This window comes from Thalassobacillus devorans, from assembly GCF_011761345.1.
In the GTDB taxonomy this organism is placed as follows: Bacteria; Bacillota; Bacilli; order Bacillales; family Halobacillaceae; genus Thalassobacillus; species Thalassobacillus devorans.
On sequence record NZ_JAASRY010000002.1, the window covers coordinates 86,393 to 103,868 of the forward strand.

A 17,476-nucleotide genomic window follows, 5' to 3' on the forward strand; every position below is an offset into this window, starting at 1 on the left:
CCTTAAACTGACTACGGCTCACAGGTACTGGTTTACATTTATTTAACTGAATTTTCTTCCAGTTTATGATAATTTTTTTTGATTGGATGTATAAGTCTCTCATTTTTTGCTCAGAATGGTTGCTGAGGTGATGAACAAATGAGAGATGAAGAAAAAAAGAGCGTCACAAAACTTAAGTTCCGACGCTTGTTAGGTAAGAAGTGGGTGTACCCGGCAATCTATCTTTCGGTTGCAGCTCTAGTTTTAGCAGGAGTCCTTTGGTATCAGCAGCGTGGAGAAGAAGTTGATTTTGCGGATGATCCGAATGTGAATGATGAAGTGATCACAGAAGATCCATTCGGAGATGAAGATGCTGTCCCAGTCATGCAACAAAGTGAAGAGTTGACGATGCCAGTAGCTGAGCAGGAGAATTCTACAATTGTAACGAAGTTTTATGACTACGACGCTTCTGAGGAAGACCAGGAAAACGCACTTGTATTATATGACAATAAGTATTATCAGAGTACAGGTGTCGATATCACGAAAAACGATGAGAAATTCGATGTCACAGCAGCGATGAGTGGTACCGTAACAGAAGTGAAAGAAGATCCACTTTACGGGAATGTCGTCCAAATCGATCATGGCCAGGAAGTAACAACCGTTTATGCAAGCCTTGACGAAGTACAAACAGAAGCTGGTGCCGAAGTCAAGCAAGGGGATGTTCTTGGTACTTCAGGCAGAAACATCTTCGGACAGGCAAGTGGGGTTCATGTACACTTTGAAGTCCGCAAAGATGGTGAAGCTTTGAACCCTGAATCATTCTTCGGCAAGCCTTTCGGTGAACTGGAAAAACAGAACACTGAAAAAGCAGAAGACAGTGATGCAGCTAATGAAGATGGATCAGTTGAAGGTGAAGATGCCACGAGTGAAGAAGAAAATCAAGATGTAAGTGACGAGGAAATCGGAGAACTGGAACCTGGAGCGGAAGAAGAAGCACCAGGTGAAGGTGACGAAGAAACAGGCGTTGAAGAAGAGCCTGGTATGAATGAAGATGCCGAATCCTCCATTTCCATGACACAAACCTGAAAAAAAGTCGCGCGTCCTGCGCGGCTTTTTTATTTTGTACACCTATTGGGATATTATGCATAATTTTTTTGTCATTAACTTGTCCTTCCCCTCATACCATCAAAAAGACGATTTTCGCTTAATTTCAGGACTTGTCGCCTTGTTTTTCATACATATTCCTGCCAGCCCACTAATAAGATGTAATTAACCGAGCATTCGGTAGCATCCGAGGTGAACGTTACGCACATAGAAATGAAACAGTTTCGGTTAAATGCTCTTTCTCATCGATAACATACCCCAAGTGAATCACCTTGTCTCAATACACACCTTGGATAGTCAACCATAGGAGGCGAGTGATGTGCATGATTACATCAAAGAGAGGACCATCAAGATAGGGGAATACATTGTGGAAACGAAAAAAACAGTGCGAGTGATTGCGAAGGAATTCGGCGTGTCGAAGAGTACCGTCCATAAGGATTTGACTGAACGGCTCCCAGAGTTGAATCCTGAAATGGCCGCGCAAGTAAAAAAGATCCTCGACTACCATAAGGAGATCCGCCATCTCCGTGGTGGGGAAGCCACGAAGCGTAAGTACCAGATGAAAATACAACCAGAAAACAATCAGCCTGTACAGCCCTCACAATAAAAAGAAAAGATCCTCCCTTTTGTATAATTTTCTCGAATTTTGGAAAGTTTTTTCATTAGAGGTGCGACGATGGTCGTACTTTTATGATAGAATATAACATTAGATGCATTATGTTTTCGAACGGATGCGAGAAAAGTCTTGTGTTGAACAGGGAGGATCTACTAAACATGCTAGCTAGAGATATCGGAATTGATCTTGGTACAGCGAATGTACTGATCCATGTGCGCGGAAAAGGAATCGTTCTGGATGAGCCTTCTGTAGTCGCAATGGATCGGACTACAGGAAAAGTCCTGGAAGTAGGGGAGGACGCCCGCCGGATGGTCGGCCGTACTCCTGGTAATATAGAGGCGATCCGCCCGCTTAAAGATGGCGTGATCGCTGATTTTGACGTTACAGAAGCGATGTTGAAACATTTTATAGATAAAATCAATGTGCGTGGCTTTTTATCAAAGCCTCGCATGTTGATATGCTGTCCAACGAATATTACGAAAGTCGAACAAAAAGCGATCCGGGAAGCGGCAGAGAAATCCGGAGCGAAAAAAGTTTATCTGGAAGAAGAGCCAAAAGTGGCAGCCATCGGTGCGGGCATGGAAATTTTCCAGCCGAGTGGAAACATGGTCGTTGATATCGGTGGTGGAACGACAGATGTTGCTGTCCTTTCCATGGGGGATATCGTTACGGCTTCTTCTATCAAAATGGCTGGTGATAAATTCGACCAGGAAATCCTAAGTTATATTAAAAAAGAGTACAAGCTGTTGATCGGTGAACGTACGGCTGAGGAAATTAAAATCAGTGTCGCTACTGTTTTCCCTGATGGACGTGATGAAGAAATCGATATTCGCGGACGTGACATGGTTTCCGGACTTCCACGTACGATCACGGTTCGTTCTTCCGAAATTGAAAAAGCACTTCATGAATCGGTGATGGTTATTGTCCAGGCGGCTAAATCGGTTCTCGAGCGCACGCCGCCGGAATTGTCAGCAGACATCATCGACCGTGGCATCATTATCACGGGTGGTGGTGCGTTGATTCATGGCATCGATAAGTTACTGGCAGAAGAATTGAAGGTCCCTGTACTTGTTGCAGAAGAGCCGATGAACTGCGTCGCGAAGGGTACTGGAATTATGCTGGAAAACATCGATAAGATTGCCAAAAATAAAATCAGACGGTAACGGTTTTTATAGGAAGGAGCGATTCCCTTGCTGAGAGGATTCTATACGGCTGCTTCTGGCATGATTGCCCAGCAGCGCCGCCAGGAAGCATTATCAAATAACATGGCGAATGCCAATACCCCTGGTTATAAATCGGACCAGGGTGTTATGCGCGCATTTCCGGAATTATTGATGCAGCGGATGGAAGCGAAAAGCATGCCGACCGGCAGGGGATTGCACGTCCCGTTCAACCAGGAACTTGGTGGACTTAATACCGGTACATACTTGCAGGAAACGGTGCCTGATTTTGCTCAGGGAGATATCCGGGAGACAGGAATCGGGACTGATATGGCGCTGGTTAACGGCGACCTGCCTGATGGAGAGGGATCGTTATATTTTACCGTTGCACATGAGGATGGAGAAGCGCGTTATACTCGAAATGGAAATTTCACCGTGGATGGACAAGGGTACCTGGTAACACAGGCAGGGAATTATGTTCTCGATGAGGAAGGAAGCCGGATTGATGTCGGCGGGATGGATTTTGACGTAGCTTCAGACGGCACGATCAGTATAGCGGGTAATGATACCCCGCTTGGCATCGCCTATATTAATGATGCTAACAGCCTTGTCAAAGAAGGGGATACCTGGTTCCGCCTGGAAGAAGGTGAAGCGGTAAATGCAAGACAGACGCCAGATGTGAATTTTTCTGTACAGCAAAACCATCTTGAGCGTTCTAATGTGGATGCCGGCAAAACGATGACGGAAATGATGAATACATACCGTAATTTTGAAATGAATCAGCGGGTGTTGAAAGCTTATGATCAAAGTATGGACAAGGCCGTCAATGAGATTGGCAGGTTGACGTAAGGAGGGACAGGGATGTCGAGATCGATGATACAGGCTGCAGTTACGATGGGACAGCTGCAGCAAAAACTGGACATAATCGGTAATAACCTGGCAAACAGCAATACGTCGGGATATAAGACACGTAATGCAGAATTTTCATCTTTATTGATGCAGCAGATTAACAACCTCGATGAGAAACACACCTCTGTCCCTCGTATGACGCCTGAGGGCATCCGCAGTGGTTCCGGTGCCAAATTGGGTGCCGTTACACTAGATTTAACCAAAGGAACGCTGCAGACGACGGAACGAAGTCTTGATGCTGCCTTGCTTACGGATAACCATATGTTTCAGGTAGAAATGCCGACAGATGAGGGTACAGAGGTCCGTTATACACGAGCAGGAAACTTTTACTTGAACCCGATTGGGGGCAATCAGTTGATGCTGACGGATTCCAATGGGGCGCCTGTGCTTGGGGAAAACGGTCGTATTGTACTTGAAGATGGTTTTAATGGATTGACAATAGCTGAAAATGGTACGATTATAGTAGACAGAGAAGAAGGTCAATCTGTCGAAGGGCGAATCGGTATCGTAGAAGCGGTACGACCGCGGATGCTGGAAGCCTCAGAGAACAATACCTTCCGCCTGCCCGCAGATGATGAGCTGAATCTGGCAGCAGATGAAATCATCCGGGAGGTTGCTGTTGACGACGTACATATACAAACTGGTGCACTCGAATCCTCTAATGTCGATATGCAAAAACAAATGACGGATATGCTGATGGTACAACGAGCCTATCAATTCAATGGCCAATCTATTTCTTTGAGCGATCAGATGAGTGGCTTGGTCAATCAACTGAGATCTTAACTGTAAGGAGTTACCCAACCATGTCAACAAACCCTACCGGTCAAAAACAGCCGACGACGAGAAAAAAATATAAAAATGACCCTGAAACGAAACAAGCTGCAAAAAGTGCTGAGGAAAAGAATCGAAAGTCACGTAAAAAAGAGGAGAAGCTGCCACGTCGCAGGATTTTCCCGATATGGCTGCGTCTGATTGTCATCACTATTTTATGTGCGCTCGCATTGATTGTCGGGTTGATCGTAGGTTATGGTGTGCTTGGTGACGGCAATCCACTGGATGTACTGAAGGTAGAAACGTGGGAGCATATTTGGAATATCGCCACGAAAACAGAATGATAGATAGAAAGCAGTCCCCATCATTTCCGGCAGATGCGGGACTTTTTCATGACCACCTGACAAACACCCCGGGTCCTCCAAATTCTGGAGGACCCGGGGTGTTTTGTATGTTAAAGCGTTTCCCTGGCTGCTTTTTGTGGAAATAGAGTAGAAGCAGTCAGAAAAGGGGGTTGGATTTTGCAAACGGAAATTTTCGTAGCTGGTGGAGGAGTCGGAGGACTTGCCCTGGCAGTCAAATTGGCAAGCAGCGGTGTGCATGTGACAGTCGCTGAACAATTAAAAGATGAGTCTCCCTTATACAAAGGCGAACTCCTCCAGCCTAAAACAGTAGCGATATTGGATCAGATGGATTTATTGCCGGAAGTGTTGCAATACGGGCATAAAATCGAAACGCTCGCCTTCCAGGAAGTCGATGTGAATCCCGGCAGACCCCCTGAGGAAATTGGCAGTACGGAGCTGACTTATAACAGGATTGCCAGTACGTACAATTATTCGGTAATGATTCCTCATGAAAAAATAAAAGAGATCTTAAGAAACAAGGCCAGTGAATATGGTGAACATTTCCATTTCATACCTGGCGCACGTTTTCTCGGATTTGAAAACGGCCAAGCCAAAATCAAGCAGGCAAAAGAAACCTATGCCATAACAGCAGATGTCTATATCGGCGCTGAAGGAAGAAGTTCCCCGACGCGCCAGGCGATGGATGTGTCCATAAAACGGAAGGATTACAACCATCATTTTTTGACGGTCACCATTCCACGGCCGGAATCTTTTTTGGAAGGGAAAATCGTAACTACCAGAGAGTCTTTCCTTGGGATGTTCCCTTTGCCCGATAATGAAATACGCACAGTTCTCTTAATCAAAGCTGGCCAATACAAAGCGATTAAGGAGAAGGGACTGGAACATGTCTATGAAGCATACGGCGATTTGGAGCCGCGGTTGAAAGAGCATGTTCGTGCCATCAAGGATTGGAAACAAATCCAGCTGATGGTCCCGTACACCTATCACGTCGATCATTACGTCCGGGGCAACATGGCGCTTTTGGGAGACGCCGCGCATACAGTCCATCCAATGGCGGGGGAAGGGATGAACCTTGCTATCCAGGATGCCGACGTGCTCGGAGAACTGCTCAGCTGGTGTAAGCACAACAGTAAGACTTATCACAGCCATCTTCCCTACTATGAGCAGGTACGTCGCCCGAGAGTGTCATTTTTATTGAAATTGAGCCATCTATCAGCGCTTGTTTATTCGTATCCTTATCCCTGGTGGCGACAACTGAGGATGCAGGCCGTGCAGCGGATGTACGACGATGATCAGCTTCATGTCAAACAAATGCTCAACACGTCAGGGCTGGGAATCTGGAATTTTTCCCTCGTTGATCGGGCCATTCAAGGCAGTATGCTGCCAGTCCGCAAAAAAAACATTACAGATCACCAGCAGCAACGCTATATTTTTGATGAAACAGATGATTATCCTTGGAAGCACACGAACTGGAAGGGGTAGAAATAGATGAATGAATGGACGATAGCTATGCAGGCACGTAAATGGATGAAGAAAAATGAATCGTTTTTATACAGTTGGCACGCCTATGTCGGCTCGGAGCTTGGGTTATTCGATGAATTCAAGGAACCTGCATCAATTGAAGAAGTAGCATTTCGCGCTGGCTATCCGGAAGATCTGCTGGAATCCTGGGTTCAGGTCGGAGTCGAATTAAAACATTTGAAAGAAAAGGACAATAAATTCCGTACCTCCCAAAAACGGTGCAGCGCCTTAATGTCAGATTATGGATCCCCTGGGGTGGCGGCACTGTTGAAAGAGATGATGGAACTGCACTTGCCCACGTTGCTTGCATATCCGAATATTATGCGTTCGCAGGAACGGTCTTCCTTCGACCATGATGAGTTTGGCGGCATTGTTGCGGAGACATCGGCCTTACTTGAGCATTTTGCCATCCGGAAAATCAAACGGAAAGTACGCGAGCAAAAAATTGAAACGATCGTCGATCTTGGCTGTGGTCATGGCGGATATTTAAGGAAGCTAGCCGACCATTTTCCTGACATTAAAATGATTGGTGTCGATATCAATGAAAAAGTGATCGAGAGTGCCAGGCTGCAATCGAAAGACTATCCGAATATCAGCTTTGAAGTAGGTGATTTTGAAGAATGGGAGCCAAATGAAGGTAAAGTCGATATGATTCTGCTGCATAATATTTTTCATTATATTCATCCGGAGGAACGCAGCCGGTTGCTCGAGAAAATTAATGAAAACCTGAAGGAGGATGGCGTTGTTTCCGTAATCACGCCACTCAGCGGCACCGAGCACGGCAAAGCGTTTTCTTCCGCGTTCAATAGTTTCTTTGTCGCACACTCTAACCTCTATGCCCTGCCGAAACAATCGGACCTCGATACGATTTTCGCAAAAGGAGACTTTGATATTTTTGATTTGGACCCGATTATCAAAGAAGGCTCCTGGTTTACATTCTGGCTCAGTCCGAAAGCTGACGAAAAGACAGACGTAAACCAGGAAGAGGAGAGAGAAGCTCCTGTCCAATCCGTATCTTCTAACTAAAAAAACCCTCTTCGGGAGGGTTTTTTTAGTTAAGTTAAGGCCTTCCTCGGCCTTGTACAAGTCTCACGATAAAAACGATTAATGCAATCACCAGCAGCAGATGAATCAGATTTCCGGCAATTCCGCCGATCAAACCGAATAACCATAAGACCAACAGGACAATCAGAATGGTCCACAGCATGTTATGGCCTCCTTAAAATGTAGTGGTAGGAAAAATATAGTTCGCTTTAATTATTCCCTATTTTTTCAAGCCTATAACCTGGCAAGGGGTTACATAAGAAATTTTGTCGAATTGCTCGAACATGTATATAATGGGCATAGTTGATAAATGAAAGGAGATTTACCTATGATGAATATAAACGAAATCAAAGAGATTATCCCGCACCGCTATCCATTTTTGTTAATTGATCAGATTGAAGAAGTCGTAGAAGGGGAAAAAGCGACTGGCTACAAAAATGTCACCGTGAATGAACCGTTTTTTGAAGGCCACTTCCCGGAATATCCGGTTATGCCTGGTGTATTGATCGTAGAAGCATTAGCGCAGGTTGGTGCTGTCGCTATGCTGAAAAAAGAAGATAATCAGGGAAAGCTTGCTTTTTTCACGGGTATCGATAAATGCCGTTTTAAACGTCAGGTGCAGCCTGGCGATCGCTTGAAACTGGAGGTCGAGATTGTTCGCGCCAAGGGACCGATGGGCAAAGGAAAAGCGAAAGCAACGGTCGATGGCGAACTGGCCTGTGAGGCAGAAATCATGTTTGCGTTGAAATAATGGGGAGTGGCCTGTTTTTTGATCGATATTGAATGATGTTTGCTCTACTCTTCGTCTACCCATTAAAAAAATCCCTCCTAAATATGGTTTATTTTTTCCGATTTGGGAAAGATAGGCGTGAACTAAATAATTAGGAGGAATAAAAGATGCTTAATAAATGGTGGATGAAATTTGGTGCTGCAACATTGGCGATCTTCCTGTTAGGTGCTTGTGCCACAGAGGAAGATGATGCAGGTGAAAACGACACAGAGCAAAATGAAGAAGCTGACATGGGCGAAGAAGAAAATGGCGAAATGGATGAAGAAGAAAACAAAGATGAGGAAAATGGGGATGCAGATACAGATGAAGAAGCCCCTGAGGAAGACATGACGAACGAAGATACAATGGAAGACGATGAAAATAACGAATAATTCCAAGCGAAAAGGAAGACGCCTGCAATGGATCAGCAGGCGTCTTCTTTGTTCTTCTGACCACTTAACCTTGTAAATCAAGACGGCCCCGTCACCCCTGGGGTGACCAACAAATGGGGGATTTGGGTATTGTTCACAATTTTGTCAATAAGCGCAGTGTCTTGGGAATAAGTATTATAGTAATATAGTCGTAGGTAATAGAATAGAGAGATGATGGGGTGGAGATGTGGAATGTGCTGAAAGAGCGTTAGAATACTTGATTAATACAAAAACAATGATGGTAAAACCGAATCTACAGGAAAATAAGCTGGCTGCGCTGATCAGGGAAGATAGTCATGTTGTTTGTGCAAAGATGAGTGTTCAGAACATCCTTAACAACAGCTGTATTTTCTATGGGTCTTCCTTTAATGGAAGAAGGGATTTTGCCCGTGCTTTTCTACATACTGATAAAAAGTTGCCGATTGAAGTAAGCTCTCCTTCAGGGATTGTCATGTTTCCACTTCGTGATAATATTACCGGCGACCAAGTATGGTTTAACTACCATCATGTCAAAGATCAGAGAGTATCAGCCCCTGGCAAAATGGAAATACTTTTTTCTGATAATACGACGTATACGATTGATACCTCCAAAGCTTCCTTTAACCGGCAATTCATACTTGCCGCCCGACTTGTCAATCGGCTGCATCATGCCTGAAACAGGCAGGAAGCTTCTTCTGCCTTATGAATACCCTTTCGTTTTTCCTTCCCTATTTTTATGGTAAGATAAAAATACATAATCTATCGTGAAAACGCCATCATCTTCAGAATAAGAGAACGCTTGTATGCCTTGTTCCAATGGGAAAAATTGATAGTTTTCTTATTCTTGGCAAAGGGAAAATCAAAAGGAGAGGTGATTCGGATGAAATATAGAACGGCAGATGACATCAAAGATCTCCTGCTTGATGATCAGGAAAACATAATAAACCAAATCGATCCAGAAAAAATTGAAGTATATCGCTTCCTGCATGACCGGTTTAAAGAGACGGATGTAACGAAGGATCTCGTCTTCCAATTTGCTTTCCGTTATTTTTATAAATTGGACAACCCGAGCCTGACACAGGAATTCCAGGAACGCTTTTTTGAAATCATGGAAAATCAACGCAACGAAAGCAGGCCGAATATCGTCCGGGTCGTAACTGATCTTTATGAAGTGAAAAATCATAAAGGGAACCCGACGATGCAATTCCCTCTTGCTACCGCTATGCTACATACGCTTAATGGTAATTTCCCGACGTATGACAGTGATGTAGCAAAGGCGTTTGATTTTTCATCAACTTATCACTTGAATAGCTTTTATAAAAAGATGAAGCGGTATATTGATCAGTATCGCCATACCTTTGATACCTACAGCACATTGCTGGAGGATGAAAGCCTTAAGGTAATGTTCGATAACTTTAATCGACGTTTTCCAAAAAGCGGTCTTTCAAAGGTGAAAAAATTGGATTTAATGGTATCAGAAATGGGAAGACAAATTTCCTGACAAGAACCCCAGAAAAGCCAGGTGACCTCACAGTCACCTGGCTTTTCTGTGTCTTACTGCATGGTGTGTTTCCAATAATTGAAAAAACAGTTTCGAGACGTTAGGTAGCGATTATGGTGGCTGGGAAAACGGATCGCTTTCCGTGGGCATGTGGTGAGCTTCCTCAGGCTTCGCCTTCCGGGATCTCACCGCTCATGTTCATCCCACAGGAGTCTTACCGTTTTCCCAGTCACCATACGTTTGTTAGGGGCTCGAAACTTCTATCAATAATAGCATAGTTTTGAAACAGAAAGTACGATTAATTTAGTATTGCAATAGGATTCTTTTTACAAAATAGAGCTGAAATTTCCAATCACGATTTCGAGTATTTTATATGGCAAGGGGCGTGGGGGAAGGGTGAGATTCCCGCGGGAGAAGGAGCAAGGCGAGACCCCGCAAGGCTTTCCTGAGGAGGCTCGCCAGTTCCCCCGCAGGAAAGAAATTAATGCGTAATCGCCTTGGTAGACACGACACGCATAAGCAGAACAGCAAAAGGGAAGTGGTCTTTCTTCCCGTTGATGGACTGCTTATGTCGCGAGTGTCTAGGCGATGAAGCTGGAAAGCGAATCCTTCCCCAACGCCCCTAAACTCGCATAATCATCTCGAAATCAAGTCTTCGACTTTTCGTCCCTTTTTTGAAAAAAGCCAATGCTTAAAAAACAAGTCGATAGTGATTGAAATTTGTCTGGTAATTTAGTACGATTAACCTTGTTGTGACTGACTGGTCAGAAAGTAAAGGAAGCAGGGATATAGATGCATGAACGGAAACGCCAGTTAATTGAAGTAGGAATGAAGCTATTTGCCCAGAAAGGCTACCACGCAACCTCCATTCAGGAAATTGCCAGCCAAAGTGACGTCTCTAAAGGAGCCTTTTATCTTCATTTTGACTCGAAAGAAGATCTAACTCTGGCTATCTATAAATTTTATTATCAGCAATTGATGGAAAAGGTAGAAGAAGTACGTCAGACCGATTTGCCTCCTAAGGAGAAGATGACACGTCAACTCGAAGTGTTTATCACCAGCTTGATGGAGAACAAAGAGTTTATCATTATGCACCTGCGTGATAATGTGTCGCTCAGTCCGCAAGTCGATGACTTTCTGCTCGAAATGAAAACGGAAAGCTTTCGCTGGACAAGTGAGAATCTGAAAGAACTGTTTGGAGAAGCGGTCGAACCATACATAGTCGATAGCTCGATTCTTATGGAAGGGATTCTCGATGGATATGCCAAATGGCTGGTTATTGATGAGCTCGATGTCGAACCGCAGCGGCTTGCTTCATTTATTCAGGAGCGAATTGTCGATGCAGTCGAGGGTATCCTGAAAAAAGAGGAAGAACCGTTGATTACATTGGATAATGTCAAGCGACATTTTCCCTCATTTCATCAACAGGATCCTCATAGCCGGGTTAAAGAGCAGCTGACCGCTATGCGAGGCAAAATCGACTCGCTGAAAATGGCAAAGCAGAAGCGGGACGACCTGCACGGTGTCGTGGATGTGCTGTTGAATGAAATAAAAAAAGAGCAGCCACAGCCGATTTTGTTCCAGGGGATGCTCTCCCATTTTAAAGGGATACCTGCATTTGAGAAGGAATGCCGCCAAATTGCCAGAAATTTGAACATTGAATTGATATAGGAAGACGAGAGGAGTCATCGTATGAAAAAAATTATCCAGCCAGCCATCGTGGCGATGCTTTCGATCGGATTGATCAGCGGCTGTTCCAATAATGAAGAACCGGAAGAAGAAGTGGAGCGCGTCACTCCGGTAGAAACGGCAGTCGTGGAAAAAGGAGATTTAAGCATTGAGCGGAAAATCATCGGACGGACGACACCGGCAGATACTTCACAAATTATCCCGCGAACCCCAGGGGAGCTGGTCGCTTTAAACGTAGAAAAAGGGGACAGAGTAGAAAAAGGAGATGCCATCGGGCAAGTAGATGCTCAGGATACACAAAGTCAAGTAGAGCTGCAGGAAAATGCCGTCCAGCAGGCGAGCAAGCAGCTGGAAAATGCCAGAATTTCAAGGCGTCAGGCAGCACTTGGGGTAGAGAATGCCAAAAAACAAGTAGATGCCGCGAAACAGGCCCAAGAGGCACAGACTGAGCAGTCCAATGGTCAGGAACAGGCAGCATACCAGCAATATGAGCAGGCGAAAGAGCTTGCTGATCAGACAAAAAAGCTGGCAGACGAGGGTACCATCCCGGAAGTTTTATATGAACAGGCAAAGAACCGAGCGGATCAGGCATACGCTCAGTACGAGCAGGCGAAGAACCAGACTGCCCCATCTTCTGCAGAATTAGAACAAGCGGAAGCACAGGTGGATCAGGCAGAGGAACAGCTTGCGCAGGCAGATGTTGGTGTGGATCAGGCGGAGCTGCAAGTCGAGCAGGCCCAGGTCCAGCTGAATCAGGCCCGTGAGCAGAATTCCAATAATACCATATCGGCTCCATCCTCAGGAGAAATCACTTCCCTCGAAGCAAAAGTCGGTGATATGGTATCCAACCAACAGCCGATTGGAGCAATTGTTTCTTTAAATCCGATGACTGTCGAGGCTACAGTAACATCGGATCAGCTTAATTTATTTGAAAAAGGCCAGGAAATCGATGTAGATATCAATGGTGTCGAAGAGCAAGTGACTGCGACAGTCGATTATGTCGCTTCTGTACCGAATGACACAGGCTTATACCCGGTCGAAGCCACGATTGACAATGAGGGGGAAGCGATCAAGCCTGGGACGATGGCGACCTTCCTGCTTCCGGAAACAGTTGTATCTGACACGTTTTTAGTACCGACAGAAGCAGTTGTAGAAGAAGGCGGCGAAGCTTACCTCTATGAAATCGTTGACGAAGCAGCAGAAAAAGTGGAAGTGGTGATAGTGGAAGCGCAATCCGATCTCACTGCCGTTGAAGGTGAGCTGCAAGCAGGTGCTGAAATAGTTACTACGGGTCAATTGACGCTATCTGACGGAGCGAAAGTCAGCATCATAAAGGAGGATGCTTGATTTGAAACTCGTCAATACATCAGTCAAACGCCCGGTCGGGGTAATCATGATTGTATTGGCCATATTGGCGCTCGGCTTCATGTCGCTGCGTAATCTGGCCATCGACCTTTATCCGGAAATCGACCTGCCGATTGCCGTCGTATCTACCAGTTATGATGGCGCCGCACCACAGGAATCGGAAAAATTGATCAGTGAACCCATCGAATCATCGGTGAGTTCCATTGAAGGGATAGAAACCGTCCAGTCGCAATCCCAGACAGGCGCCTCGATTGTGTTTATGCAATTCAATACGGGTGTCAATCTGGACAATGCCCTGCTCGATGTTAGGGAAAAAGTGGACCAGGTGAAAGGGATGCTGCCGGAGGGGGCGGGCGAGCCGAATGTTCTCCGTTTTGATCCTCAGCAGATTCCGGTCATGTGGGTCGGCCTCACCGGTGATAGTCCGGAAGAGCTGCAGCAGATTGCGGAAGATCGTGTCGTTCCTTTTCTGGAGCGCCAGGAAGGGGTAGGGTCCGTCAGTATCGAAGGTGGGAAAGCCCGTGAAGTCCGTGTCTTGATCGACCGTGGACAGATGAACGAATATGGACTCACCTCGGAAACCATTATCCAGTCCTTGAATGCCGCCAATCAGTCAGCGTCAGCGGGAGCCGTGGAAAAAGGCGACAAAGACCTGCAAATCCGTATTGATGGCGAATTTGAATCCGTTGAAGAAATAGAAGATACCGTGCTGCAGACAGAGGACGGAGCCCAGATCCGCCTCGACCAGATCGCTGAGGTTGAGGATACGTATGAAGAAGCTTCAACGATTTCTAAGGTTAACGGGAAATCATCGGTGGTGCTATCTGTTTTGAAAAAATCGGATGGAAATACCGTCGAGACAGCCAATAATGTCACCGCAGCGATGGAGGACATTGAAGAACGCCTGCCGGAAAGTGTCAACATGGGCGTTGTACTCGATACCTCGGAATTCATTACTCAATCGATTGATTCTGTAATGATGAACATCATCATTGGAGGAATCTTCTCTGTTCTCGTCCTGCTGTTGTTTTTGAAAAGCATCCGGGCGACACTGGTCATCGGCATCTCGATTCCAATCGCCATCATTTCAACATTTGCGTTGATGTATTTCACAGGTGAGACGTTGAACGTATTGACCATGGGTGGTCTCGCACTCGGCATCGGGATGATGGTCGACAGTTCCATCGTCATCCTGGAAAACATCGTCAGCTACCGCCAGCGCGGTTACTCGATGATTGAGGCAGCCAAAGATGGGGCGTCTGAACTGGCGCCAGCCGTCATCGCTTCAGCGACCACGACTATCGTTGTATTTTTACCAATCATTTTCGTAGAAGGAATCGCATCGGAACTATTCACGCCGCTGGCGCTGACCATCTCGTTCGCATTAATTGCGGCCCTGATCGTTTCTGTTACGTTGATTCCGATGCTGTCTTCGAAATTGTTGACGAAACCATTGCAGACTTCCGGTCGCAGGTACTGGTTTGACCGGTTCCTCGATAAAGTGAACAATGGGTATCAATCCATGCTCCGCCGTGTGTTGAAATGGCGGAAAACAACCGTCCTTGTTACGGTACTGACGATAACAGGCAGCGGCTTTCTTGTTCCGATGATTGGTACGGAATTTATCCCGCCTTCCGATCAGGGTCAAGTGGAAATCAGCGTGACGACACCTGCCGGAACATCGCTTGCAACTACGGAGAGTGTGACAGAAAAAGTAAATGAAAAACTGACTGCTTATGAAGATATCATCGAGACGAATTACATTACGGTCGGGGGCGGGGGGTTTGAGAGTTTTTCCTCCTCTTCTAATGAAGCGACATATACGATTCAGCTTGTGGACCCAGCCGATCGTGAACGTACGACCAGCGAAATCATGCAGGCGATTGATGCCGATGTCTCCAATATTCCGGGAGCAGAAATTGCTGTCAATGAAATTGGGGCAGGGTTCGGGAGCGGCGCACCGATTCAGATACAATTGAATGGGCCGGACTATGACGTACTGACTGAACTCGCTGACCAGGTCATTTATATGATTGAAGATGTCGATGGTGTTCACAACCCGGAATCTTCAACCAATGAGGGACGGCCGGAAATGCAAGTGGAAGTCGACCGGGATAAAGCAGCACAATACGGATTGAGCTACCAGCAGGTGCTTAGTCAAGTAGAACTGGGCTTTAACGGGCAGATAGCCACACGCTATCGGGATGGCAGCGATGAAATCAATGTCCGTATGATACTGCCAGAGGAAGAGCGGCAGACGATTGCTGACCTCGAAGGTATGAGCCTTCAGACACCAACCGGGGGATTAATCCCGCTTGCCAGTGTCGCAGAACTGAAGCAAGTGCAAGGCCCGGTTACCTTGCTGCGTGAAAATCAGCAGCGGCAGGTCAATGTCGAGAGTGAAATCGTCGGACGTGATCTCGGAAGTGTAACCAATGACATCCGCGAAGAGCTGGAACGCTTGAACTTCCCGGATGAATACAGCTATGAAATCGGCGGACAGGCCCAGGATATGCAAGAAGCCTTTGGTGATTTGGCACTGGCACTCATATTCTCAATTTTCCTTGTATACGCCGTCATGGCCGTTCAGTTTGAGAACTTCCTGTTCCCATTCATTATCATGTTCTCCTTGCCTTCGATTATCGTAGGGGTAATGAGTGGATTGTTCATCACAGGCCTGCCATTAAGTCTGCCGGCATTTGTCGGGATCATCATGCTCGCCGGGATCGTCGTCAACAACGCCATCGTCCTTGTCGACTACATCAATATCATCCGGCGAAAAGGAGTCGATCGCTATGAGGCGATTTTAGAAGCAGGGCCAAGCCGGATGCGGCCAATTCTGATGACAACCTTGACGACTGTGCTCGGAATGGTGCCGCTTGCTTTGGGACTTGGTCAGGGAGCGGAAGCCCAACAGCCGCTTGCCGTTACGATCATCTTCGGCTTGACGATCTCAAGCATATTTACACTGTTGCTGATTCCAGTTGTCTACACTTATTTTGATGACTTATCGAACAAAATTACCCGCTGGGTCGGGAAAAATAAATAATGTCGAATTGAATCATTTCTAATTAAAGCCCCCCTGTTTGATGTACTTCTCAAACAGGGGGGCTTTATAGTATCTGCAGTGACCTTTCTTACTTCTGTTTTACATATAACTTTAATTGAGAGACTAATTGTTTTTGCATGTCTTCACTAGTATGTAGTTGAATGCCGACCTGGACTTTTCTGCCGAAATTTTTTACCCAGACGATTTGGCCATCGACATCCAATTGCTGATTTACCAGGTTGAATTGGATGATCATACGGTCGCCAATTTGATAATCATGAACCGGAACTTCAACCTTCATGCCCTTTACACTGAGGTCTAATATATGGAGTTCTCCTTTTATTGGCGGGGTGGTTTGGGCAATGAAGTTCCCAGGCAAGCTTGGATCAAAAGCATAACGGAAGGCTTCATTTCTTCGGTAATACATAGCTGCTCCCTCTCCCTTTAAAAATGTTAACTCTCATCCCCATAACGATCGATTTTTATCAGGTCCCAAGTCGTGACGATGCCAAGCGGCTTGTTATGCTGGGAACCATCCGCTGTAATGATGACCGCTTTCAGCTTCTGCTTCTGCTCGAAGCTGCGTTCAAAGGATGATTCCAGGTCGAATATCGAATTATTCTCACTCAAAAAACGCACGTTGTGATTCTTTTCCAATTTCAAGATATCAGCAGCGCGAACATCTTCGAGCTCAATGCAGCCTTTTTGCATATTCTGTGACAGCCAGCGCACGACCCCGTCGTTTGTCAAGAGACCTAAAAAACGCTGATTATCCCCATAAATAGGGAACTGGGAGACTTTGAAGCGGTTGAATGCCTCGACAATTTTTGTCAGATGAGAGTCCGTTTTAAAAAATAGCACGGGACGTGTCGCAACTTCGATCGCTTTCGGCGGTTGATCAAGCGTTTGTTTAATTTTCTCAATTTCCTCGACGACTTCCCGGTGCGGGTAGGCGATGTAGTAATCATCACGGATTTTCTCATGAACAAGCGCATTACGAAGCTTCGCATATTGTTTCAAATTGTCGAAGTAATGCCGGATGACACTGTGCTTCTGTTTCGAGCGCTGGACGAGTTCCATGAAATTGTCGTTTTTCGGAAAGCCGTTGATTGCCTTCAATTGCTGGTGAATCTGATTGAATGCAATCTCGAAACGCTCGGCAAGCTCCAATTCTTCTTGAGAGCCGTTCATCGTAGTCACCTGCTTTGTATGTAAAGATTGATG

18 protein-coding genes are annotated in these 17,476 nt (G+C 45.8%); 15 read left to right on the forward strand and 3 right to left on the reverse strand.

All coding sequences use genetic code 11. From position 1 onward, the window contains the following. Window positions 1-138: 138 nt before the first annotated feature. The 8 genes from spoIIQ (at window position 139) to FHS45_RS07855 (ending at window position 7,451) form a co-directional block, all read left to right on the forward strand. Complete coding sequence (spoIIQ, locus tag FHS45_RS07820) at window positions 139-1,065, forward strand: stage II sporulation protein SpoIIQ (protein ID WP_062442378.1); 927 nt, start codon at window positions 139-141, stop codon at window positions 1,063-1,065. Window positions 1,066-1,402: 337 nt separating this feature from the next. After that, window positions 1,403-1,690: a sporulation transcriptional regulator SpoIIID gene (gene spoIIID, locus FHS45_RS07825; RefSeq protein WP_062442375.1), complete on the forward strand. Its 288-nt coding sequence runs from the start codon at window positions 1,403-1,405 to the stop codon at window positions 1,688-1,690. Window positions 1,691-1,857: 167 nt separating this feature from the next. Beyond that, on the forward strand, window positions 1,858-2,862 hold the full coding sequence (gene mreB / locus FHS45_RS07830; protein ID WP_062442373.1) for a rod shape-determining protein: 1,005 nt from the start codon (window positions 1,858-1,860) through the stop codon (window positions 2,860-2,862). Between the two features lie 27 nt (window positions 2,863-2,889). Beyond that, the gene (locus tag FHS45_RS07835; RefSeq protein ID WP_062442370.1) at window positions 2,890-3,708 is read left to right on the forward strand and encodes a flagellar hook-basal body protein; all 819 of its coding nucleotides are present in this window, start codon (window positions 2,890-2,892) and stop codon (window positions 3,706-3,708) included. Window positions 3,709-3,720: 12 nt separating this feature from the next. Further along, window positions 3,721-4,551 (forward strand): flagellar hook-basal body protein, encoded by an 831-nt coding sequence (locus tag FHS45_RS07840; RefSeq protein WP_062442368.1) that lies wholly within the window; start codon window positions 3,721-3,723, stop codon window positions 4,549-4,551. Window positions 4,552-4,571: 20 nt separating this feature from the next. Further along, window positions 4,572-4,883, forward strand: a complete 312-nt coding sequence (locus FHS45_RS07845; protein ID WP_166761383.1) for a DNA-directed RNA polymerase subunit beta — start codon at window positions 4,572-4,574, stop codon at window positions 4,881-4,883. 177 nt (window positions 4,884-5,060) lie between these two features. Continuing rightward, window positions 5,061-6,386 (forward strand): FAD-dependent oxidoreductase, encoded by a 1,326-nt coding sequence (locus FHS45_RS07850; protein WP_062442363.1) that lies wholly within the window; start codon window positions 5,061-5,063, stop codon window positions 6,384-6,386. Between the two features lie 6 nt (window positions 6,387-6,392). Next, a complete protein-coding gene (locus tag FHS45_RS07855) occupies window positions 6,393-7,451 on the forward strand; it encodes a class I SAM-dependent methyltransferase (protein WP_062442360.1) in 1,059 nt (352 codons plus the stop codon). A 34-nt stretch (window positions 7,452-7,485) separates the two neighbouring features. Here FHS45_RS07855 and FHS45_RS07860 read toward each other — a convergent pair whose 3' ends face one another. Then, entirely contained in the window at window positions 7,486-7,632 is a 147-nt protein-coding gene (locus FHS45_RS07860) for a lmo0937 family membrane protein (protein ID WP_148350045.1), read from the reverse strand. A gap of 165 nt (window positions 7,633-7,797) precedes the next feature. On the opposite strand from FHS45_RS07860, the gene fabZ reads away from it, so the two are divergent. The 7 genes from fabZ (at window position 7,798) to FHS45_RS07895 (ending at window position 16,252) form a co-directional block, all read left to right on the forward strand. Then, window positions 7,798-8,220: a 3-hydroxyacyl-ACP dehydratase FabZ gene (gene fabZ, locus FHS45_RS07865; RefSeq protein WP_062442357.1), complete on the forward strand. Its 423-nt coding sequence runs from the start codon at window positions 7,798-7,800 to the stop codon at window positions 8,218-8,220. Between the two features lie 146 nt (window positions 8,221-8,366). Next, window positions 8,367-8,630 carry a hypothetical protein gene (locus FHS45_RS07870; protein ID WP_062442355.1) on the forward strand — a complete coding sequence of 88 codons (264 nt, stop codon included), beginning with the start codon at window positions 8,367-8,369 and terminating at the stop codon, window positions 8,628-8,630. A 256-nt stretch (window positions 8,631-8,886) separates the two neighbouring features. Continuing rightward, window positions 8,887-9,324, forward strand: a complete 438-nt coding sequence (locus FHS45_RS07875; RefSeq protein WP_166761384.1) for a competence protein ComK — start codon at window positions 8,887-8,889, stop codon at window positions 9,322-9,324. Between the two features lie 204 nt (window positions 9,325-9,528). Next, complete coding sequence (locus FHS45_RS07880; RefSeq protein WP_062442349.1) at window positions 9,529-10,149, forward strand: hypothetical protein; 621 nt, start codon at window positions 9,529-9,531, stop codon at window positions 10,147-10,149. Window positions 10,150-10,941: 792 nt separating this feature from the next. Next, window positions 10,942-11,820, forward strand: coding sequence for a TetR/AcrR family transcriptional regulator (locus FHS45_RS07885; protein WP_062442346.1), 879 nt, complete (start codon window positions 10,942-10,944; stop codon window positions 11,818-11,820). Window positions 11,821-11,841: 21 nt separating this feature from the next. Beyond that, window positions 11,842-13,185 carry an efflux RND transporter periplasmic adaptor subunit gene (locus FHS45_RS07890; RefSeq protein ID WP_062442344.1) on the forward strand — a complete coding sequence of 448 codons (1,344 nt, stop codon included), beginning with the start codon at window positions 11,842-11,844 and terminating at the stop codon, window positions 13,183-13,185. Window position 13,186: 1 nt separating this feature from the next. Further along, window positions 13,187-16,252 (forward strand): efflux RND transporter permease subunit, encoded by a 3,066-nt coding sequence (locus FHS45_RS07895; protein WP_062442341.1) that lies wholly within the window; start codon window positions 13,187-13,189, stop codon window positions 16,250-16,252. A gap of 88 nt (window positions 16,253-16,340) precedes the next feature. Here the strand turns inward: FHS45_RS07895 and FHS45_RS07900 are convergent, their stop codons facing one another. Both FHS45_RS07900 and FHS45_RS07905 read right to left on the reverse strand, forming a co-directional pair. After that, on the reverse strand, window positions 16,341-16,679 hold the full coding sequence (locus FHS45_RS07900) for a PilZ domain-containing protein (RefSeq protein ID WP_062442337.1): 339 nt from the start codon (window positions 16,677-16,679) through the stop codon (window positions 16,341-16,343). Window positions 16,680-16,705: 26 nt separating this feature from the next. After that, window positions 16,706-17,443 (reverse strand): CBS domain-containing protein, encoded by a 738-nt coding sequence (locus tag FHS45_RS07905; protein ID WP_062442334.1) that lies wholly within the window; start codon window positions 17,441-17,443, stop codon window positions 16,706-16,708. Window positions 17,444-17,476: the final 33 nt, after the last annotated feature.